Source organism: Bacillus sp. FSL R5-0434 (assembly GCF_038004745.1).
In the GTDB taxonomy this organism is placed as follows: Bacteria; Bacillota; Bacilli; order Bacillales; family Bacillaceae; genus Bacillus; species Bacillus halotolerans.
In genome coordinates this window covers 1697931-1720192 of the sequence record NZ_JBBORV010000001.1, presented here as the reverse complement: position 1 = coordinate 1720192, position 22262 = coordinate 1697931, and the positions used below count along the sequence as shown (strand labels likewise).

Genomic DNA, 22262 nt, shown 5'->3' with positions numbered 1-22262 from the left:
GTTCACCCCCAAAAATATTAATCGAGCAAGCTGATCAGCTTATTCGCAAAACCTTGGTCAGTGACGGCGACAACGACACGGGATTCTTTACCGATAGAGCGTCCAAGAATCGCGCGATCCGCGACTTTTTTATAAGGAACTTTATAATAATTGCACTTGTCGGTTACTTTCTTTGCTGTGTTAGATGATGCATCCTCTGTAAGCAGGACAAGCTTCGCACGCGCATTCCTGATTTCTTTAATAACCAAGTCCTCGCCTGACACGACCTTACGAGCTCGATTGGCCAGACCCAGCAAGGGAAACCATTCCATTCCAGACATTTTATTTTTTCACCTTTTCCGCCAGTTCCAGCAATTCTTCGAAAATCTGGTCATCGATTTGTGATTGAAATTGATTTTGCAAAGTGTTTTTCTTTTTTGCTGCTAAGATGCACTCTTTATCCAGCGTTAAATAAGCACCCCGCCCGTTCTTTTTCCCGGTCGGATCTACTGAGATTTCGCCTTCTTTTGAACGTACAACTCGGATTAGTTCCTTTTTAGGCTTCATTTCTCCAGTCACTACACACTTGCGTAACGGGATCTTTTTGTGTTTATTCACCTAAGGTCACCTCTTATTCATCCGATTCAGCAATTTCAGGCTCCGTAAAGAGCGGCTCTTCGTCGTCTTCTTCAAGTTCTCTCGGATAGATTCCAAGCTCTCTTGCGTCTGTTTCGCTCTTAATATCAATCTTCCAGCCTGTCAATTTAGCAGCTAAGCGTGCGTTTTGCCCTCTTTTGCCAATCGCCAGAGACAGCTGGTAATCAGGAACAATAACAGTTGTCGCTTTTTCTTCTTCATTCACGATGACATCCAGCACTTTCGAAGGGCTGAGCGCATTCGCGACAAATTCTACAGGATCATTCGACCAGTTGACAATGTCAATTTTTTCACCTTTTAATTCATTGACAATCGCCTGTACACGCTGGCCTTTAGGACCGACGCAAGAGCCCACCGGATCCACATCAGGATCATCAGTGCGAACAGAAATTTTCGAACGGTCGCCTGCTTCTCTGGCAACAGATTTCAGCTCTACAGTTCCATCATAAATTTCCGGCACTTCGATTTCAAATAAACGCTTCAAGAGGCCTGGGTGTGTTCTTGACACATAAATCTGCGGGCCTTTCGTCGTTTTTTCTACTTTTGTGATATAAACCTTAATGCGGTCATGAGGCTTATAGCTTTCATTTGGCATTTGTTCATTAACCGGCAGCAAGGCTTCAATTTTGCCCAAAGACACATAGATAAATTTATTGTCCAGGCGCTGGACAATACCAGTCATGATGTCTTCTTCACGGTCAATAAACTCAGAATAGATCACACCGCGTTCAGCTTCGCGCACACGCTGTGTCACGACCTGCTTCGCTGTTTGGGCCGCAATGCGTCCGAAATCCTTAGGCGTTACTTCAATCTCTACAACATCGCCTACCATATATTCCGGGTGGATGCTTTGCGCCTCTTCGATTGAGATCTCCAGTCTTTGATCGTATACCTCATCAACGACATCTTTTCTTGCGAATACACGGATTGTACCTGTTTCACGGTTCAAATCCACCCGTACATTCTGCGCCTGATTAAAATTTCGCTTATAAGCAGAAATTAAAGCAGCTTCGATTGCTTCAATGATAATTTCTTTGCTGATGCCTTTTTCTTTTTCAAGAATGGTGAGAGCATCTAATAATTCACTGCTCATGTTAACGGTCTCCCCCCTTAAAACTTGTATTCATTAGAATGTTACAGCTAATCTTGCGTTAGCTATTTTTTCATACGGAATATCGATCCGTTTCTTTCTTGTTTTGATTGTCATCTCAACTGTCACTGTTTGTCCATCGAATTCAGCCAGCTGTCCTTCAAACACTTTTACGCCGTCAATCGGCTCATAGGTCTTAATGTATACATTTTTCCCAAGTGATTTTTCGAAATCGGCTTTTTTCTTTAATGGACGCTCAGCTCCCGGGGATGAAACCTCAAGAAAGTAATTTTGGCTGATTGGGTCTGCCTCATCAAGCTTCTCGCTTAGAGCTTCGCTTACTTTGGCACATTCCTCAATATCCACACCGTCATCGGAATCAATAAACACGCGAAGGAACCAGCTTTGACCCTCTTTGACAAATTCAATGTCAACGAGTTCGAGCTGAAGGCTGTCTACGATTGGCTGAGCCATTTCTTGAACGGTGTCAGTCACTTTTTTGCTCATGTTCTTCCTCCTTGTGCTGTCGATATCATATTCGTCTCGTCACTCTGCATAAAAACCCTGCTTCAAAAGAGCAGGGGCTTTAAAGTAAACGATGAACATGTCGAGACAAAATTGTCTTGTTCAATACAAAAGAGCGGGTTTCCCCACTCTTTGCCTCGGTAATCGTTAGCATTTCCAATAAAACTATACCATAACCATATTTTTATTGCAAATGGATATACGTTACCTTTACGCTGTTAAGCTGATCACAGGGGCTCTACTCATACGATTGCACTTTTGCCGCTCATGTATGCATAAAAGCCGAATTTCTTAAGAAATTCGGCTTTTATATGCTAAAACAGCGATAATTGGTTTTGATCCGGCAATGACTCCAAACAGCCGTGACGATCTAAATACTCTAAAATCGTTTTTGATACTTTCCCTCTCTTTTGCAAATCTTCTTTTGAGAGAAATTCTCCTTCTTCACGGGCCTTTACAATATTTAGAGCGGCGTTCGTACCTAATCCAGGAATAGAATTAAACGGCGGGATCAGGCTGTTGCCGTCAATAATAAATTCCGTTGCGCTGGAGCGGTATAAATCGACTTTTTGGAATGAATAGCCTCTTTCACACATTTCCAGCGCTAATTCTAATACTGTGAGAAGGTTTTTTTCCTTCGGCGACGCATCAAGCCCTTTGGAGTTGATATCCTCCATTACAGCTTTGATTGCTGTGGAGCCTTTGATCATTGTATCAATATCAAAGTCGTCTGCACGAACCGTAAAATAAGCCGCATAATACAGAAGCGCGTGATGCACTTTAAAGTAAGCAATACGGACCGCCATTAATACATAAGCCGCGGCGTGGGCTTTCGGGAACATGTATTTAATCTTTTTGCAGGAATCGATATACCAGTCTGGTACATTGTTATTTTTCATTTCTTCTTCCCATTCAGGCGTTAAACCTTTTCCTTTACGGACAAATTCCATAATTTTAAACGCCAGTGACGGCTCGAGCCCTTGATAGATTAAATAAACCATAATGTCATCACGGCAGCCGATCACCTCACTCAGCTCACAAATATTATTGTGAATGAGCTCTTGCGCATTGCCGAGCCATACATCTGTTCCGTGAGACAGCCCTGAAATCTGAACGAGCTCAGAAAACGTTGTCGGCTTTGTGTCTTCAAGCATTTGCCGGACAAAGCGGGTTCCGAATTCAGGAATACCCAGAGTGCCCGTTTTACATCCAATCTGTTCCTGTGTGACACCGAGTGATTCGGTTCCTTGAAAGATTTTCATTACTTCAGGGTCATCTGTCGGAATCGTTTTCGGATCAATTCCGCTTAAATCTTGAAGCATACGGATTACCGTCGGGTCATCGTGCCCCAGAATATCAAGCTTCAGCAGGTTGTCATGAATAGAATGGAAGTCAAAATGAGTCGTTTTCCATTCAGAACCTGTCGCATCTGCCGGAAACTGAATCGGAGAGAAATCATAAATATCCATATAATCCGGAACTACGATAATACCGCCAGGGTGCTGTCCGGTCGTCCGTTTTACACCTGTACAGCCTTGCACAAGCCGGTCGATTTCGGCGCCGCGCATATGGAGATTATTGTCGCCGGCATAGCCTTTTACGTAACCGTAGGCTGTTTTTTCTGCAACCGTGCCGATCGTTCCTGCACGATATACGTTGTCTTCTCCGAACAATACTTTTGTATAATTGTGGGCCTGCGGCTGATATTCCCCTGAGAAGTTCAAATCGATATCAGGTACTTTATCCCCTTTAAATCCTAGGAACGTTTCAAACGGAATATCGTGCCCGTCTTTTTTCAAAGGCGTTCCGCAATGAGGACACATTTTGTCAGGCAGGTCAAAACCTGAACCGACAGATCCGTCATTAAAGAACTCAGAATGCTGGCATTCAGCACATATATAGTGCGGTGGCAGCGGGTTCACCTCTGTAATCTCAGTAAGTGTCGCAACTAATGAAGAACCTACCGATCCCCGTGACCCTACCAGATACCCGTCATCGAGAGATCTCTTTACGAGTTTATGAGAGATCAAATAAATAACAGCAAAGCCGTGGCCGATGATACTTTTCAGTTCTTTTTCAATACGCGCTTCAACGATTTCAGGGAGCTGCTCTCCGTAAATGCTACGTGCACGCTGATAGCTCATTTCTCTGATCTCTTCATCAGCGCCTTCGATTTTCGGCGTATATAAATCATCTTTAATCGGCTTGATGTCTTCAATTAAAGACGCAACCTTTTGTGTGTTGGTGACAACGATTTCCTTCGCTTTTTCTTCTCCTAAGAAGGAAAAGGCTTCAAGCATTTCATCTGTCGTTCTGAAATGCACTTTCGGGAGTTCGTGTCTGTTCAGCGGATTCGCGCCGCCCTGAGAGGATACTAAAATCTTTCTGTAAATTTTGTCCTCATCATTCAAATAATGAACATTTCCTGTTGCGACAACAGGTTTATTAAGCTTTTCACCGAGTTTGGTGATATTCGTAATGATTTCTTTCAGCGATTTTTCATCGCGAACCAGTTCTAGCTCAAGCAAGTGGCGGTACACCTCAGGCGGTTGAACCTCGAGATAATCGTAGAATGACGCAACATCCTCCACCTCTTCCGGCGACTTTTGCATCATGCCTTCAAAAACCTCTCCTCTGTCGCAAGCTGAACCGATCAGAAGGCCTTCCCTGTATTTCTCAAGCTGAGATCTTGGAATACGCGGCACTCTGTAAAAATAATGAATATGGGAAAGTGAAACGAGCTTAAATAAGTTTTTCAAGCCTGTGCTGTTCACCGCCAGCACTGTTGCATGATACGGTCTTGACCTTTGATAAGCGTTGGACTGACCCATATTTTCATTCAGCTGGTCATGATACTGAATGCCCTTTTCAGCAGCATCCTCCAGCATTTTCAAAAGCAAATAAGCGGTTGCCTCGGTATCGTAGATCGCGCGGTGGTGCTGTGTAAGTTCAATGTTAAACTTTTTACACAGCGTGTTCAGACGGTGATTCTTAAATTCCGGATAAAGAAAACGGCCGAGCTCCAGTGTATCAATGACAGGATTTTTTGCTTTTTCAACTTGGAGAAGTTTTTTGAAAGCAACGTTTAAAAATCCCATATCGAAGCTTGCATTATGGGCGACGAGAATATCATCGCCAATCCATTCTCTGAAATCTCTTATCACGTCTATTACATCCGGCGCGTCGACCAGCATATCATCAGTGATGCCTGTCAGTTCAATGATTGTCGCCGAAAGCGGACGATGCGGGTTGGCAAATGACTCAAACTTATCAATGATCTCCCCGCCTTTCACTTTTACAGCCGCCAGTTCAATAATCGTATCATACACAGCGGAAAGTCCGGTTGTTTCGACGTCAAAAACGACATATGTTTCTTCATCAAGCAAACGGTGTGCGGGATTATAAGCAATCGGCACCCCGTCATCCACGATATTTGCTTCCATTCCGTAAATCATTTTAATTCCATGTTTTTGGGCAGCAGAATACGCATCTGGGAAGGATTGAACGACAGCATGGTCAGTCAAAGCGATCGCCTCATGCCCCCATTTTTTCGCCTGTTCAACAAGCTTTCCGATGCCTGTTACAGCATCCATTTGGCTCATTGGGGAATGCAGATGCAATTCTACCCTTTTTTCTCCTTCAGGCGCCGTGTCTTCACGGTTTTTTGCTTTTATCTCATTTACATCGTTTGCAATCATGACCAGATCTCGGACAAAGGTGTCGTTTTGAATGCTTCCGCGCGCTTTTACCCACATGCCCTTTTTCAGAGACTTCATCAAGGCCGCATCTTCTTTTTCTCTTGCAAACATTTTAATTAAGATACTATTTGTGTAGTCAGTAATTTTGAAGATGCACAGCGTGCGCCCGCTTTTCAATTCTCTGGTTTCCACATCAAACACATAACCCTGAACCGTAATTCTCCGTTCCTCGTCCATTATGCTGTCAAGTGTTCTGATTTCCTCGTTATCTTTAATTTGATAGCCGATAACAAGAGGCCCTGAAGGAGCTTGATCTTCATCACTTTCTTTATCTTTCTTCTCCATTTCAATTAAAGCCTGCATCGCCCGTTCTTGATCTTCAGCTAGCTTTTGTTCCCGAAACTTTTGCACTTCTTGATCAGATACAAATATTTCAGCATCAAGCTGTAAATCCGGAAACCCAAATTGACGGTATCCCGCTTGAATCATCGCACTGTATTTGTTCTTAAGAGCAGATGCTTCTGTATCCGTTTTTGTTTTGACAATCAGTTTGTTGCCTTTCAGCTTTGGTTTTTGCTGGCTTAAGAGACTGATAATCGGCGGTGAAATGCCTTGCAGCTCTTCAATGCAGCGTGTCCAGTAATCCTGCACGAGGCCTTCATCAACCTCGGCATCATGCACTTCGATTGAAGACGTCACTTTTGCAATATGGGCAAACGATTGCGTCAACCTCATGGTTAACATGTCATATATTTGATAAGGCAGCAAAGATTTAAATTTAAAATGAAAATGCCAAGATTTAGATGCTTTGTGTATCGTCAGCTTTTTAATTTCGCCATCTTCAAAGTATGTCATGAAGGTATCATCTGTCATATTAATCTGCTGCAGAAGAATTTGAAACTGCCTTCTGTTTACTGATAACTGTTCCATTAAGACAGTATCCCCCCTAAAAACATCATAAGTGAAGGTACCTCAGGCAATGAGGTACCTTCTATTATTTCTATTTTAACATGTTTTTTGATAAATCGTTATGGTGTTTACTGCTTGCTGATAAAACCAGATAACTCATCAACAGAAACTTCTGTTGACTCACCTGTTTTGCGGATTTTCACTTCCACAATTCCTTCATCAGCCCGTTTGCCGACAGTAATACGGATTGGAAGACCGATTAGATCCGAGTCAGCAAATTTTACGCCGGCGCGTTCCGCACGATCGTCATACAGCACTTCATAGCCTTTCGCCTTTAAATCAGCGTACAGCTTTTCAGCCAATTCTTTTTGCGCATCGTTTTTGATATTCAGTGCAAGAATATGAAGATCATACGGCGCGACGCTTTTTGGCCATATTAAGCCTTTTTCGTCGTGATGCTGTTCAGCAATAGCAGAAAGGGTTCTGGAAACACCGATTCCGTAACAGCCCATCAGCATTGGCTGTGCTCGTCCGTTTTCATCTAAATATGTCGCATTCATCGCTTCAGAATAACGAGTTCCAAGCTTAAAGACTTGTCCGACTTCGATTCCTTCTGCAAAACGGATCGTGCCTTTGCCGTCTGGTGACGGGTCGCCTTCCTTAATAAAGCGAAGATCGGCAAATTCTTTAATTTGCGCATCACGGGTTACGTTGACATTTTTATAATGATAATCTCCTTCATTCGCACCGGCAACAGCATTAACCATTGCTTTAACAGCGAAATCTGCATAGACGTCAATCTCTTGATTCACACCGATAGGTCCGACAAAACCAGGCTCTGTTCCAAGCTGCTGAACGACCTCTTCATGAGAAGCAAGTTCCATAACCTCTGCATGCAGGAGATTCTTCACTTTAATATCATTCACTTCGTGATCCCCTCTTACAAGCACCAGAACAAAACGGTCATCCGCTTTAAACAATACCGATTTAATGCAGGCTTCAGCTGAAACCTGTAAAAATGCAGTCAGCTCATCGATCGTTTTCACATTAGGAGTGTGCACTTTTTCTAAAGCGATAGGCTCTTCATTTGAAGTGACTTCCTGATAAAGAACCTCAGCCATTTCGATATTGGCTGCATATTGTGATTCATCAGAGTACGCAATGGTATCCTCTCCGATTTCAGAAAGTGCCATAAACTCATGTGTATCTTTTCCACCCATGGCACCTGAGTCAGCGATAACAGGTCTTACATTAATGCCGCAGCGTGCGAAAACATTAGAATACGCATTGTACATTTTTTGATATGTTTCATCCAAGCTCTCTTCAGAAGCATGGAAAGAATAAGCATCCTTCATAATGAATTCGCGGCCTCTTAATAAACCGAAGCGCGGGCGTTTTTCATCCCTGAATTTAGACTGGATTTGGTACAGAGTCAGAGGGAGCCGCTTATAGGATTTAACCTCATCGCGAACGAGTGAAGTGATCACTTCTTCATGCGTTGCCCCTAAAGCAAATTCACGGCCGTGACGGTCTTGAAGTCTCATCAGTTCAGGACCGTACGTATACCATCTGCCTGATTCCTGCCATGTCTCAGCCTGCTGCAGCGCGGGCATAAGCATTTCTACAGCGTCGATTTTTTCCATTTCCTCACGGACGATCTGCTGAATGTTTTGAATAACCTTATACGCAAGAGGCATATAGCTGTATACCCCGCTCGTATTCTGTCTGATAAATCCTGCTCTTAGAAGAAGCTGATGACTTTTCGCTTCGGCATCAGCTGGAACTTCTCGGAGCGTAGGAATAAGCGTCAAGCTTTGTCTCATTTCTTCGCACCTCTGATTGATTTACTTTTCATTTACAAAAACAGCCGCTGGATATCGTTCCATGTAACGACCAGCATAAGAAGCATTAGGAAAGCGACTCCGATAAACACCACAAAGGCTTCTTTTTCTCTGTTGATCGGTTTGCCCCGAATGGCTTCTATAAATAGAAACAACAGTCTTCCGCCGTCAAGAGCCGGAATCGGAAGCAGGTTGACGATACCTAGGTTAATACTTAAAAATGCAGCAAACTGGAATAAATTAATGATTCCCGTTTTTGCCACTTGGTCTGTCATATCGTATATGCCGACAGGACCTGAAAGCATATCAATTTTAAATTGTCCTGTCACTAATTTACTGAGATTTGTTAATATCGCTTTTGTAACATCAACAGTTGATGTTGCACCATAAGCAACTGCTGAGAGAACGCCTTTCTCAGTTGGCGCGTAAGAACCAAAGCGGCCGATTGTTTTTTTGTTCTCATCTTTAACGGCTTCCGGAGTAACTGAAATGTGGAGCGTTTTGTTATCTCTATTTACCTCAACGTCAATTTCTTTTTCCGGGTTTTCTTTTACCGCAGAGACAATGTCGGTCCAGGACCTCATCTTCTCTCCGTTAATGCTTTGAATGTAATCTCCTTCTTTTAGCCCTGCTTCGGCTGCCCGTCCGTTGTCTGTCAGTTGTCCAAGCATAGGCTCATTTGACGGAACACCCTGAATCAGCCCAAGCATCACTAAAATGACATAAGCCAATATGAAATTCATAATCGGACCTGCGGCAATCGCCTTAATTCGCTGCCACACAGGTTTGGAACCAAACTGGCGGTTATACGGCGCGATCTGAACTTCTTCTCCGTCTACAATGAAAAAGGAGGTTTCACTCACAGTAAAGCTGGAAAGCTCATCCTCTTTCCCCTGTTCATAGCCGGTGATCTTCATGTCATGCTCTAGGTCCGCCGTTTCCACCTCGATGATTAAAGCATCCGGGTATTTTTCCTTTTGATTGATGATGACTTTTTCAACCTGATCCTCTTTGTTAAAAAGAAGCCCGATCGTGTAGCCGGGTTTCACCTCAATCATTTCCGGATCTTCACCGGCCATGCGGACAAATCCGCCGACCGGGAGAAGTCTGATCGTATACACCGTTTCATTTTTTTTGAATGAAAAGATTTTTGGACCAAAGCCGATCGCAAATTCACGGCACAGAATTCCCGCTCTTTGGGCTAACAACAAATGGCCCAGTTCATGGAAGAAAACGAGCGTTCCGAAAATAATGATAAACGCTATAACTGTATTCACGAACATACCACCTTATGTGAGTATTGAATTGACGTATCCCCGGGTATCTTTGTCCACTTCCTGAATGTCTGCCAAGCTTGGCTTTTGAATAAGCTGATGGCGGTTTAATGCCTTTTCGATACAGTCTTCAATCGCTAAAAACGATATCTTGCCCGCTAAAAAGGCGGCGACAGCCACTTCATTTGCCGCGTTTAGCACAGTCGGCATTGTTCCTCCTATTTTACCTGATTCAAAGGCAAATTGTAAGCAGCGGAACCTGTCAAAGTCAGCTTTCTCAAAATGAAGACTGCCGATTTCCCACAGCTCGAGCCTTTTGGCGTCTGGCAATGGCAATCGGTCGGGATAGGTGAGCGCATATTGAATCGGAACCCTCATATCAGGAGTGCCGAGCTGTGCAATCACACTTTTGTCATGAAACTCTACCATGGAATGGATGATGCTCTCCTTATGTAAGACCACATCGATTTGTTCATATGGAATATCGAAAAGCCAATGCGCCTCAATCACCTCTAATCCCTTATTCATCATTGTAGCCGAATCAATTGTAATTTTTGCACCCATTGACCAATTCGGGTGCTGTAATGCATCTTCAATTGTAACTGATTCGAGCTGCTCCCGCGTCTTGTCCCGAAAACTTCCGCCGGACGCCGTAATGATAAGGCGATCAATGTTTTTAGCCTGTTCGCCTTGTAGGGCTTGAAAAATGGCTGAATGCTCACTGTCAACGGGCAGCAGCGGAACATTGTATTTCTTAGCATGTTCTTTAACTATATGCCCGGCAGTGACAAGAGTTTCCTTATTTGCAAGCGCAATTGTTTTTTTCTGTTCGATCGCCTTTAACGTAGGGATGAGACCGACACTTCCAAGCAAGGCATTGACAACAATATCGACTTCCTCCATAACTGCCGCTTCAATCAGGCCTTCTTCTCCAAGCCCGATCTGGCAATCAAATGAAAAAGAAACTTGTTTTAATTTGTGATATGTATCCAGATCACCGACAGATACAAACTTCGGCTGAAAGGCCTCTATCATCGGCACGGCCTTATCAATATTTTTGCCGAACGACATAGATACCAGCTGAAATTGGTCTTGGTGCGTACGCAATACGTCAAGAGTCTGTTCGCCGATTGATCCTGTTGCTCCTAAAAGACAAATATTTTTCAAAGTGCCACTACTCCTATTCTTTTTGCTGCATATTCAGTCTCATATTCATATTAGACTTTTTTATGAAAAAAGGGCAAGCAGAAAGTACAAGAAAGGCATGACAAACAAAAAACTGTCAAAACGGTCTAGCACACCGCCATGCCCGGGAAGGATTTTCCCAGAATCCTTTACATCGTAATGTCTTTTCAGAGCGGATTCTACTAAATCCCCAATCTGTCCGAAAACAGACAAAAACAGTGTGATCAAAAGCAGATAGAAATATGGGATCGGCAAGTTTGCGACAAGCTGAAAAATCGTCGAAAGTACAAGTGCAATGACGATTCCGCCTACAAATCCCTCAACTGTTTTATTAGGGCTGATTTCAGGCCACAATTTTCGTTTCCCAAGCGATTTCCCGACAAAATATGCACCGGAATCAGTCGACCAAATCACGACACAGGCATAAAAAATGTATGTCAGCCCGTGCTGATCAAGGTTTCTGATTTCAATAAAATAATGAAAACACATTCCGATGTAAATCGTTGCAAGGGTAATAAAGCCGACTTCATCAAAGGTAAAAGTGTTCTTCACCAATACTGTGTACGTCAGTAAAATCAGTACTGCGAACAAAGCCGTTTCAATTTTCGAGATACCATTCGCTTCAAAAAAAGAATACTGGCTTGGCATTAAGAACATCCATAACAATAAAAGACTGATCAATCCAGGCAGTGAAACAAGCTTAAGTTTTTTCATCCGCAAAAGCTCAAAAAGTGCTACACTGCCCATTGCATAAACTAATATGGTGAACGGCAAATTCCCGACAATAACTAAAAATAAAAATACAATTGCTGCCAGAACACCTGTCAAAATTCTTTGTTTCATGTCCACCATCCTCTAAATTCCGCCAAACCTCCGGCCCCGTTGCTGATATTCTCCTAACGCCTGCAAGAAATGATTTTCTTTAAAATCAGGCCACAGAACGTCAGTAAAGACAAATTCACTGTAGGCAACCTGCCAAAGCATAAAGTTGCTTAGTCTAATCTCGCCGCTCGTTCGAATTAAAAGTTCAGGATCCTGCAAAGATTCAGTCATTAAATGATTAGAAAAAAGCGATTCATCAATGTCTTCTATTTTCAAAGAACCATCCTTCACTTTTTCCGCGAGTGTTTTTGCAGCAGTGACAATTTCAGTACGCCCTCCATAGTTGAGAGCAAAATTAAGGATCAGCCCGTCATTTTGCGCCGTATCCTTTACAGCCTTTTCAATCGCACGCATTGTGTGCGGCGGCAAGGCTGATTCATCTCCTATAATCCGGACCTGCACATTCTCCTCAACAAGTTCCGGTAGATACGTATTTAAAAACTCTTCAGGAAGCTTCATCAAAAAATCAACTTCCATTTTTGGCCGCTTCCAGTTTTCTGTTGAAAATGCGTACAGGGTCAGTACTTTGACACCCAATTCGTTAGCAAGCTTAGTTGTCCTTTTAACCACCTTCATTCCTTCGTGGTGGCCTGCAATTCGGGGGAGAGAGCGTTTTTTAGCCCAACGGCCATTTCCATCCATTATAATGGCGATGTGTTCGGGGATTTCTCCCTTAAGTATGTCTTCTTTTGTATAGCGTTCTAAGTTGGAAGCCGCAGTTTGCTGGTTCTTCCAATTTTTGAGTATGTTGAGCATGAGATTCCTCCGTCACCCAAAAAGGTTGCATTCCCTGCTGATAACTAATGTAATCAACAGTATTAACAAAAAAACCCCCTGTAAACATGAGAGGGTCTTTTCACTATTATCTATTGTACATAGTTTTTCATTAAACTTCCATGATTTCTTTTTCTTTGTCTTTTGTGACACTGTCAATTTTTGACACATATTCATCTGTCAGTTTTTGAACATCTTCATTGGAAGCACGCAGCTCATCTTCAGTGATGTCTCCGTTTTTCTCAAGTTTTTTGAGATCATCGTTCGCATCACGGCGTACATTTCGTACAGCTACTTTTGCGTCTTCAGCATATTTTTTTACAACTTTGACTAATTCTTTACGTCTTTCTTCTGTTAGCGCAGGAATCGCAATGCGAATCATATTGCCGTCGCTCGTTGGCGTTAAGCCTAAATCCGCTTTTAAAATTGCTTTTTCGATATCACCGATTGCTGACTTGTCGTATGGTGTTATGACCAGCATACGAGCTTCAGGCACGTTAATAGAAGACAGCTGATTTAAAGGTGTCTGCGCTCCGTAATATTCAACTGTTACTTTATCTAATAAAGATGGGTTCGCACGGCCTGCGCGTACAGTAGCCAATTCACGCTGATAAGCAGCAATTGCTTTTTCCATTTTTTCTTTCGTTTGTGTTAATACTTCTTTTGACACGTTATTTCCCCCTCACGATCGTTCCGATTGATTCGCCTGTCACGGCGCGTTTAATATTTCCTTCTTCCATAATAGAAAAGACGATTAGCGGAATGTCATTATCCATGCATAAAGATGATGCTGTTGAATCCATCACTTCCAAACCGTCTTTTAGAACGTCAAGGTAAGAAAGCGATTCATATTTTACAGCTGATTCATCTTTTCTAGGATCAGCATTATACACACCGTCAACATTGTTTTTAGCCATTAAAATAACGTCTGCTTCAATTTCAGCAGCGCGCAGTGCAGCTGTCGTATCAGTTGAAAAATATGGGTTTCCTGTACCCGCAGCAAAAATAACGACACGTTTTTTCTCTAAGTGGCGTATCGCTTTTCTTCTGATATACGGTTCAGCAACTTGTCTCATTTCAATGGATGTTTGCACTCTGGACTGGATTCCGAGTGTTTCCAAGCTGTCTTGAAGAGCAAGCGAGTTCATCACTGTCGCCAGCATCCCCATATAGTCTGCAGTTGCGCGGTCCATGCCCAGGTCACTTCCTGTTTTTCCGCGCCATAAGTTGCCGCCGCCTACTACAACAGCCACTTCGACTTCAAGCTCAGCGATTTCTTTCACTTGCTTTGCAATGGATTGAATGACAGTAGGGTTAATTCCGTTACCCTGTTCCCCTGCCAATGCTTCCCCGCTAAGCTTTAATACGATACGTTTGTATTTTGGTTTTTCCATAATAACCTCCAAGTGTAAACATTGCCGTTTTCTATTATGCAAGAGAAAAAAAGGTTTGTAAATATAGTTTTAAAAATAGGGAACACAAAGTGTGTCCCCTATACTGCCTGAAAAGACGCGACTTGATCGCGACATCTTTTCACCATTATTTTTTCACTTGGTTCATTACTTCTTCAGCAAAGTTTTCTTGACGTTTTTCGATACCTTCGCCAACTTCATAGCGAACGAAAGTTTCAACAGTTGCGTTTTTCGCTGCAACAACTTGTTTCACTTTTTCATCTGGGTTTTTAACGAATGCTTGGTCTAAAAGACAAATTTCTTCGAAGAATTTGTTCAGACGGCCTTCAACCATTTTCGCTACGATGTTTTCAGGTTTTCCTTCTTGAAGAGCTTGCTGAGTTAAGATTTGACGCTCATGGTCTGTTTCTTCTTCTGATACTTGGTCACGAGAAATGTAACGAGGGTTAACCGCAGCAACATGCATTGCGATATCTTTCGCAGTTTCTTCGTCAGTTGTACCGTTAAGAACAGTTAATACGCCGATGCGTCCGCCCATGTGAAGGTAAGCACCGAATGCAGAGCTGTCATCTTTTGTAAGAACAGCAAAGCGGCGCAGCGTGATTTTCTCACCGATTTTAGCAACTGCACTTGTAATGTACTCTTCTACAGTAGAGCCGTTGTCCATTTTTTGGCCCATTGCTTCTTCAACATCTGCAGGAGTGTTTGCAAGAAGGTGGTCAGCTAATGTGTTAAGAAGCTCTACGAAGCCTTCGTTTTTCGCAACGAAATCAGTTTCAGAGTTTACTTCTAAAATAACACCTTTGTTGCCGTCAGTTTTAATAAGAGTTGAACCTTCTGCTGCGATACGGTCAGCTTTTTTCGCTGCTTTTGCAATTCCTTTTTCTCTAAGAAGGTCAATTGCTTTGTCCATATCTCCATCAGTTTCAGTTAACGCTTTCTTACAATCCATCATACCCGCGCCAGTTTTTTGACGCAGTTCTTTTACTTGCTGTGCAGTAATAGCCATTTGTATTCCTCCTTATATGTTTAAACAAGATATGTATCATGACATTTTTCTTGAAAAAAGGTGATAAAAGGCAGTCCCTCTTATCACCTTTTGAATAGGTTACGCAGTTGTTGTTTCAGTTTCTGGTGCAGTTTCTTCAGCAACTTCCGCTTCTTCTTCGCCTTGCTTCGCTTCTAAGATTGCATCTGCCATTTTAGAAGTTAGAAGTTTAACAGCGCGGATAGCGTCATCGTTCGCAGGAATAACAACATCGATTTCATCAGGATCACAGTTAGTATCTACAATTCCGATGATAGGGATGTTTAATTTGCGAGCTTCCGCAACAGCGATGCGTTCTTTGCGAGGATCGATGATGAACAATGCATCAGGAAGATCCTTCATTTCTTTAATTCCGCCTAGGAATTTTTCAAGACGCTCTAATTCTTTTTTCAATTGAACGACTTCTTTTTTAGGAAGTACTTCAAACGTACCGTTTTCTTGCATTTTTTCAATGTCTTTAAGACGTTTAATACGTTTTTGGATTGTTTCAAAGTTTGTTAATGTACCGCCCAACCAGCGTTGGTTGACATAGTACATGCCAGAGCGTTGAGCTTCTTCTTTAACAGAATCTTGAGCTTGTTTTTTTGTGCCGACGAAAAGGATTCTTCCGCCTTCAGCAGCAAGATTTTTAGTGAAGTTGTAAGCTTCCTCTACTTTTTTGACTGTTTTTTGAAGGTCAATGATGTAGATTCCGTTACGCTCCGTGAAAATGTAACGCTTCATTTTCGGGTTCCAACGGCGTGTTTGGTGACCGAAGTGAACACCAGCTTCAAGCAATTGCTTCATAGAAATGACTGACATGTTATTTCCTCCTAATATAATGGTTTTTTTCCTCCGCTTAGGTCATTTTTGTGCAGAACTGCCGCCTGCAGCACCCTCTGCATAAATCGTTAAGCGTGTGTATTTAACACCAAGAAATAATATAACACAGCTTTATGCGACAATCAAGAATGCTTTACAGCTTTGGAGCGAAATTTTAGAAATAGCTCGATTTCTGTCTTTCCGCTCTTCAATTTCTGAGCAATTTCACCAGCTGAATATCCCTGTTCATATAATGCCATAACTTCATCTTCAAATGAACGGGCATCGCTGTTTACGTTCTCTTCCGCCCTCTCAACCTCGTTGATCAGACCTTCGATATGCTCGGGAAGAGCGTTGTTTTCTTCCTGAACAGCACCTCGCTCTGAATGTTGTTCAGCCTGCTGATGCTCTTCCTTCTGTTTTTCTTCAGTTTGAACAGAAGGTACATCCAAGTTGTCTATCAACTTCTCATTTTCTTCTTTTAGTTCAAGAAGAAATGCCGCAAGTGTGTTCTCCGTCTCTTCCAGCAGCTTCTTTTGCTGCTTTTCTGTTTCTTTCACAGCTGCGAGCCTCATATACAGGATAATGACAGCGTACAGAAGAACGCCGTGAAGCGTGAAGCTTAAAAGCCATAATAGTGTTGACATGTTTTTCACTCGCTAATCATGAGAATTCTTTATTGAATTACTTTTTCAAGCAGATTCTTTAATTTAAATAGTGCCTTTGAATGTATTTGTGATATACGGGACGTAGAAAGATTCAATACCTGTCCGATTTCCGTCAATGTCAATTCCTCTTTATAGAACAAACTGACCACAAGCTGTTCTTTTTCAGAGAGTTCGTGAATTTTGTCCGCAAGCTGCGCAATCAGCTCATCTTTCATGATCTTTTCTTCCGGCGGGACATTTTTGTCATCTCTGATCATGACCTGGATGTTTTCCCCGTCATCCTGATCATGAAGCTTTTCGTCAATTGACAGCAGATTTGCAAAAAAACCTTCATTCATTGTTGACACTACATCCTGTTCCGTCATTCCGAGTTCCTCTGCAATTTCTGCGGGCGATACATTCCGAAGATAGCGCTGTTCAAGCTTTTCAATCGCCGCTTCAACCTTCTTTGTTTTTTCACGCGAGGTTCTGGGCAGCCAATCCTCTTTACGAAGCCCGTCAATAATTGCACCGCGAATTCTAAACGAGGCGTAGGTATCAAATTTTAAGTCCCGGCTGGGGTCAAATTTTTCAAGGGCATCGTATAAACCAAGCATACCAAGGCTCATAAGATCGTCTTTATGCACTGATTTTGGCAGTCCGACAGAAATTCTGCCTACATGATATGTGACAAGCGGCATGTAACGGCGCATTAAATCATCACCGGCCTTAGGATCTTTCCACTCTTTCCAGCGCGACCAAAGCACCTGATCTTCATAATTCAAGGATTGCATTGTTATCCCCCTAATACCTTAATTAAATCGTTTTTTCACCTTGTTTAACAGTTCGAATATGCAGCATACAGGTCTTCGGTTCAAATTCTATCGTCCGGCCGCTTGAGCCTCCCGTATCTTCACTGATAATCGGAATATTATATAATGACAGCTGTTCCTTTATCGCTAAGACATTTCTCGGTCCGATCTTCATCAAATCATTCGTCATTTTAAATTTAAACATCTCTGATCCGCCGGCAAGCTTTGCTTTTAACGCAAACTTTCGGCAGCCCGCTTCTACCAGCATATCAATCGTAGCTTTTACAGCGGTATCGGCATATTTTGCCCGATTGAGTTCAGCTGTTTTTGATAACGTCGAATCCGGCAGCATGACATGAACAAGCCCCGCCGTTTGCTTTTCTTTATCGTAAAGCACCAGCCCTACACACGACCCTAAGCCAGACGTCCGGATCGAATCCGGGAAGCGGGCGATCTTCACATCCGCAATTCCAACCTTTACAACAGCAGCCTCAGTTGTACTCATAATGAAGCACCCAAGGCGACAAAGAGCTTTTCAAATGAATCATAGTCCGGCAGCATAAACATATGCGCTTTTAGCTCCTGCTGATGGCTTTGGTCAAAAATTGACGTATCAACAACAATTGCATGTTCTCCAACCTGACTGAGCTCCATCAGACCTTCACTGATGACAGCACCGAACATGTCCAGTGAAACTTCTGGAACACTCGGGTAAAGCTGGAGTTTCGTCAAATCAGCCAATGCCGTTAAATATGATCCTGCTAAAATATTGCCCAGTTCATGCAAAGCGGAAGAACTCATATGATCTTCACCCAGGTTTTCTATATCAAAATCCGGGTTGCCGATCAGCTCTCTGATAAACTGCTCCGCCTGATAAAAAGGCATTATAAAGAACATTGAGCCCGTCAAATCGCCTTCCATTCTTAAAAAGATGCTGGCGACCGGCATTTCTGCTCCGCCGAAAAAGTCTACAAGTTCATCAAATGATAGTAACTTTGCAAACGGGACTTCCATATCAATCTTTCTATTTAACAGCTGGGCCATTGCAGAAGCAGAGTGGCCGGCTCCGATATTGCCGACTTCCCGCAAAATGTCCATCTGCTCTTCTTTGATTCCATTAAAAATACTCATGTCATAACCCCTTTAAGATTAAGCTTGATCGGGCACAGCGGACTGAGATGATTCTTTATCCAAAACCGCATTTGCATCAATAATATTTAAGAGCCTGTTCTCTTGTTTTACAATCTGTTTGATCGACACATACGTGTCTTTTTGAACACTTTCCGGAGCGGATTCTATTTCACTTTCATGAACTGTTATAACATCATTTGCTTCATCCACTATCCAGCCGACTTCAATATCACGATAAGCAATAATGATAATTCGTGTTTCATCGGTAATTTCATACTCAGGCAAGCTGAGACGCTTTCTTAAATCAATAACCGGAGTCACCACGCCGCGCAAATTGATCACTCCGCAAATATAAGGTTCAACGCCTGGCACTCTCGTTGGCTTTTGCCATTTCTCAATTGATTTCACCTGAGTGACAGAAATGGCATATTCTTTGCCATTTACCATAAAGACAATCATTTTTTCGCCTGTTTTAATTTCTACAGTCATGTGAGACACCTCCTCGTATGGTTAAATAATCAGTGCATTACAATCGATAATGAGCGCTACTTCTCCGTCTCCTAAAATAGTAGCTCCGGAAATTGCAAAGACGTTTGTTAAATAATCTCCGAGTGATTTCAGCACAACTTCCTGCTGGCCAATAAAGGAGTCCACCACAAATGCAGTAGGTTTGTCGCCTTTTTTCACGACAATGATATGGAGCTGTTCCGCATCTTGTCTTGTATCTTCTATTTTAAACTCTTCTTTTAAATAAACGACAGGGACAATATGCCCTCTAAAATCGATTACTTCACGGTCATGCGTTTGCAGAATATCTTTTCTGTCTATAACTGCCGTTTCAATTATAGAAGAAATCGGAATCGCAAATGTCTCTTCTTCCAATTTGATCAGCAGAACTGAAATAATGGACAGTGTAAGCGGAAGCTGAATGCTGAATAGTGATCCTTGTCCTTCTGCAGATTTCACACTGACTGAACCGCCGAGTGACTCGAGTTTATTTTTCACAACATCAAGCCCGACACCCCGCCCGGAAATATCCGAAATTTGATCAGCAGTAGAGAACCCCGGAGCAAATATCAATTCATAAATTTCATTGTCTTCTAAGGTTTCAGCTTCTCTTTCTGTAATGACACCGCGCTCAAGCGCTTTTTCAAGGATTTTTTTGCGATTAAGGCCTGCCCCGTCATCCTCTACTTCAATAAAGACATGATTTCCGCTGTGATAAGCTTTCAGCACAACTTTTCCAGACTCAGGTTTTCCTTTTTGCAAACGTGTTTCCGGAGACTCAATTCCATGGTCAATACTGTTTCTGATTAAGTGAACGAGCGGATCTCCAATTTCATCAATTACTGTTCGATCGAGTTCTGTTTCCGCGCCGATGATGGAGAGTTCGATTTTTTTATTCAGCTCTTTTTGAAGCTGGCGAATCATTCTTGGGAAACGGTTAAAAACAGTTTCAACCGGAACCATTCTCATATTGAGAATAATAGACTGCAAATCGCCGGAAATTCTCGTCATTCGCTCGACTGTTTCAGTCAATTCATTGTGCTCAAGCTCTTTTGCAATCTGCTCAAGACGTCCGCGGTCAATGACAAGCTCTTCAAATAAGTTCATTAAAGAATCAAGCCTGTCGATATTGACACGAATTGTTTTAGACCCGCCTGATGTATGCTTCGACTGTTCATCGTTTTTAGCAGGCTGCTTTGGTTTGTCCTGCTTAACAGGTGCAGCAGCTGGTGTATCCGCCTGAGGCTCTTCCGGTTTTTCAGCTGGTTGTAAAGGCGAGCCCTGAATAATTTCAACATGCTCGACCTCTGAAACTCCGTTGATGATCTGTTCAACGTCTTCAGCCGTTTGATTCGTTAAGAAGCAAACCTGGAAGTCAGTGCCGAAATCTTCCGTCTCAAGCACTTCCGCACTCGGTATTGTTTTGGCTACTTCTCCGATCTCATTGAGCTTCTCAAAAACCATATATACACGAACCGCTTTTAACATACAGTCTTCTTTCAGAGAAATTGTGATTTCATACCGTTTGAAACCTTGCTCCTCCGCTTCTTCTATCACTGTTCGTTCAAACTCATCATATCCCCAATCAGATGCTGAACCCTTCGCTTCAGCAGGTTCCGCTGAAGCAGCAGTCTCAGCATGCGCACCGTTCACGTCAAGCTTTGCGCTCACTTCAGAGATATCTCTTTTACCATCCCCGCCGTCAATAATAGACTGAACCATTGCTTCCAGATGATCCAGCGCTTCAAACAAGATATCCATCCAGTCTGATGTAACTGCCATATCTCCGTTTCGAAAAGCATCCAATACGTTTTCAAGCAGATGGGTTAAATGGGCTAAATCCGTATACCCCATCGTTGCGCTCATACCTTTTAGTGTATGAGCAGCCCTGAATATATCGTGGACGAGCTGAAGATCTGTCGGGTCTTTCTCTAAAAGGAGAAGCTTTTCATTACATGTTTGTAAATGTTCTTTACTTTCATCAATAAAGACATCTAAATATTGATTCATATCCATTTGAATCACACCCTCTCTTTTTTCACACAGCTTGTGATGGATGCTGCGATATCTTCCACATGTTTAATTTCATGAATAAGGCCCGCCTTAACGGCTGCTTTCGGCATCCCAAATACAACACAAGATTCTTCAGACTCTGCGAGGGTTTTCACATTGCCGGACGCAAGCATGTCCTTAAGACCGGCAGTACCGTCACTGCCCATTCCGGTCATAATGACCGCTACTTTTTCATAGTCTGCAAGTTTGCCGACAGAACGGAACAAGTAGTCTGCTGATGGTTTATGACGGCTTGGCGTATCGTGATTATCAAGAACGATTTTAAGGCCGCCGCTGTTTTTGATAACGGATATGTTTTTTCCCCCCGGAGCTATGTACACACAGCCGTTAAGAGCTGCTTCGCCATCTTTTGCTTCCTTTACACGAATGTCAGACAGATGGTTCAGCCGATCAGCCAGAGAAGCAGTAAAGCCTTCAGGCATGTGCTGTACAACGACTACAGGCGCGTTTAAATCCTTAGGAAGCTTTGGTATCACCTTTTGAAGCGCCCTTGGTCCGCCTGTTGACGTGCCGATACAAACAATATGTCTGCCTGTTCCAGATTTTGACTGACTCAATGCAGGCTTAGCGATGCGTTTAGGCTCAGGCCTATTGACCGCCGGAGCCGCAGCTTTTTGCTGACCGGAAAGTCCGGCCGCGATGACCCGCTCAACTAATTGTTCTTTAATTTTGTATAAATCTAAAGATATAGAACCAGATGGCTTTGTGATAAAATCAAAGGCGCCTATCTCTAAACAGTTAATCGTACACTCTTTTCCTTGCTGGGTCTGGCTTGAAACCATAATGACCGGCAGCTGATAAAGCTCAATAATTTTCCGCAGTGTGTCTGTTCCATTCATCACCGGCATTTCGATATCAAGTGTGATAACATCCGGTTTCAGCAATTCTATCTTTTTAAGTGCCTCTTCTCCGTTTCTCGCAGTTCCGATTACTTCTATCTGCTTTTCCTCGGTTAGAAAATCACTTATCATTTTTCTCATAAAAGCCGAATCATCAACTACAAGCACACGAATCAAA

21 protein-coding genes are annotated in these 22262 nt (G+C 42.7%); all 21 read right to left on the bottom strand.

What is annotated here, in order from left to right:
* Positions 1-17: 17 nt before the first annotated feature.
* The 21 genes from NYE43_RS08945 to cheB all read right to left on the bottom strand — a co-directional run bounded on the left by NYE43_RS08945 (position 18) and on the right by cheB (position 22261).
* A complete protein-coding gene (locus NYE43_RS08945; protein WP_024121429.1) occupies positions 18-320 on the bottom strand; it encodes a YlxQ family RNA-binding protein in 303 nt (100 codons plus the stop codon).
* A 1-nt stretch (position 321) separates the two neighbouring features.
* On the bottom strand, positions 322-597 hold the full coding sequence (gene rulR / locus NYE43_RS08940) for a glucose-induced regulator RulR (RefSeq protein WP_010334283.1): 276 nt from the start codon (positions 595-597) through the stop codon (positions 322-324).
* A gap of 13 nt (positions 598-610) precedes the next feature.
* A complete protein-coding gene (gene nusA / locus NYE43_RS08935) occupies positions 611-1729 on the bottom strand; it encodes a transcription termination factor NusA (protein ID WP_095713844.1) in 1119 nt (372 codons plus the stop codon).
* A gap of 33 nt (positions 1730-1762) precedes the next feature.
* Positions 1763-2233, bottom strand: a complete 471-nt coding sequence (gene rimP / locus NYE43_RS08930) for a ribosome maturation factor RimP (protein ID WP_024121427.1) — start codon at positions 2231-2233, stop codon at positions 1763-1765.
* A 332-nt stretch (positions 2234-2565) separates the two neighbouring features.
* Positions 2566-6879, bottom strand: a complete 4314-nt coding sequence (locus tag NYE43_RS08925; RefSeq protein WP_341061625.1) for a PolC-type DNA polymerase III — start codon at positions 6877-6879, stop codon at positions 2566-2568.
* A gap of 107 nt (positions 6880-6986) precedes the next feature.
* Positions 6987-8681: a proline--tRNA ligase gene (gene proS / locus NYE43_RS08920; protein ID WP_024121425.1), complete on the bottom strand. Its 1695-nt coding sequence runs from the start codon at positions 8679-8681 to the stop codon at positions 6987-6989.
* Between the two features lie 32 nt (positions 8682-8713).
* Positions 8714-9982, bottom strand: a complete 1269-nt coding sequence (gene rseP, locus NYE43_RS08915) for an RIP metalloprotease RseP (protein ID WP_103671416.1) — start codon at positions 9980-9982, stop codon at positions 8714-8716.
* Between the two features lie 6 nt (positions 9983-9988).
* Positions 9989-11140 (bottom strand): 1-deoxy-D-xylulose-5-phosphate reductoisomerase, encoded by a 1152-nt coding sequence (gene dxr, locus NYE43_RS08910; protein WP_024121423.1) that lies wholly within the window; start codon positions 11138-11140, stop codon positions 9989-9991.
* A 60-nt stretch (positions 11141-11200) separates the two neighbouring features.
* Complete coding sequence (cdsA, locus tag NYE43_RS08905; RefSeq protein WP_081638302.1) at positions 11201-12010, bottom strand: phosphatidate cytidylyltransferase; 810 nt, start codon at positions 12008-12010, stop codon at positions 11201-11203.
* Positions 12011-12013: 3 nt separating this feature from the next.
* Positions 12014-12796 carry an isoprenyl transferase gene (locus NYE43_RS08900; protein ID WP_024121421.1) on the bottom strand — a complete coding sequence of 261 codons (783 nt, stop codon included), beginning with the start codon at positions 12794-12796 and terminating at the stop codon, positions 12014-12016.
* Between the two features lie 130 nt (positions 12797-12926).
* Positions 12927-13484 carry a ribosome recycling factor gene (frr, locus tag NYE43_RS08895; protein ID WP_024121420.1) on the bottom strand — a complete coding sequence of 186 codons (558 nt, stop codon included), beginning with the start codon at positions 13482-13484 and terminating at the stop codon, positions 12927-12929.
* 1 nt (position 13485) lies between these two features.
* Positions 13486-14208, bottom strand: coding sequence for a UMP kinase (pyrH, locus tag NYE43_RS08890; protein ID WP_010334275.1), 723 nt, complete (start codon positions 14206-14208; stop codon positions 13486-13488).
* Positions 14209-14353: 145 nt separating this feature from the next.
* Positions 14354-15235, bottom strand: a complete 882-nt coding sequence (gene tsf / locus NYE43_RS08885; protein ID WP_024121419.1) for a translation elongation factor Ts — start codon at positions 15233-15235, stop codon at positions 14354-14356.
* A 99-nt stretch (positions 15236-15334) separates the two neighbouring features.
* Complete coding sequence (gene rpsB, locus NYE43_RS08880) at positions 15335-16075, bottom strand: 30S ribosomal protein S2 (protein ID WP_024121418.1); 741 nt, start codon at positions 16073-16075, stop codon at positions 15335-15337.
* A 143-nt stretch (positions 16076-16218) separates the two neighbouring features.
* Positions 16219-16722: a hypothetical protein gene (locus NYE43_RS08875; protein WP_024121417.1), complete on the bottom strand. Its 504-nt coding sequence runs from the start codon at positions 16720-16722 to the stop codon at positions 16219-16221.
* Between the two features lie 29 nt (positions 16723-16751).
* Positions 16752-17516, bottom strand: a complete 765-nt coding sequence (gene sigD / locus NYE43_RS08870) for an RNA polymerase sigma-28 factor SigD (protein WP_010334270.1) — start codon at positions 17514-17516, stop codon at positions 16752-16754.
* A gap of 22 nt (positions 17517-17538) precedes the next feature.
* Complete coding sequence (cheD, locus tag NYE43_RS08865) at positions 17539-18039, bottom strand: chemoreceptor glutamine deamidase CheD (protein ID WP_101861223.1); 501 nt, start codon at positions 18037-18039, stop codon at positions 17539-17541.
* Positions 18036-18665: a CheY-P phosphatase CheC gene (cheC, locus tag NYE43_RS08860; RefSeq protein WP_024121415.1), complete on the bottom strand. Its 630-nt coding sequence runs from the start codon at positions 18663-18665 to the stop codon at positions 18036-18038. Before cheC ends, cheD begins: the two co-directional genes overlap by 4 nt.
* Before the next feature lie 18 nt (positions 18666-18683).
* Complete coding sequence (gene cheW / locus NYE43_RS08855) at positions 18684-19154, bottom strand: chemotaxis protein CheW (RefSeq protein ID WP_268543887.1); 471 nt, start codon at positions 19152-19154, stop codon at positions 18684-18686.
* A gap of 21 nt (positions 19155-19175) precedes the next feature.
* Complete coding sequence (gene cheA / locus NYE43_RS08850) at positions 19176-21188, bottom strand: chemotaxis protein CheA (protein ID WP_024121413.1); 2013 nt, start codon at positions 21186-21188, stop codon at positions 19176-19178.
* Between the two features lie 5 nt (positions 21189-21193).
* Positions 21194-22261 carry a protein-glutamate O-methylesterase CheB gene (gene cheB / locus NYE43_RS08845; RefSeq protein WP_024121412.1) on the bottom strand — a complete coding sequence of 356 codons (1068 nt, stop codon included), beginning with the start codon at positions 22259-22261 and terminating at the stop codon, positions 21194-21196.
* Position 22262: the final 1 nt, after the last annotated feature.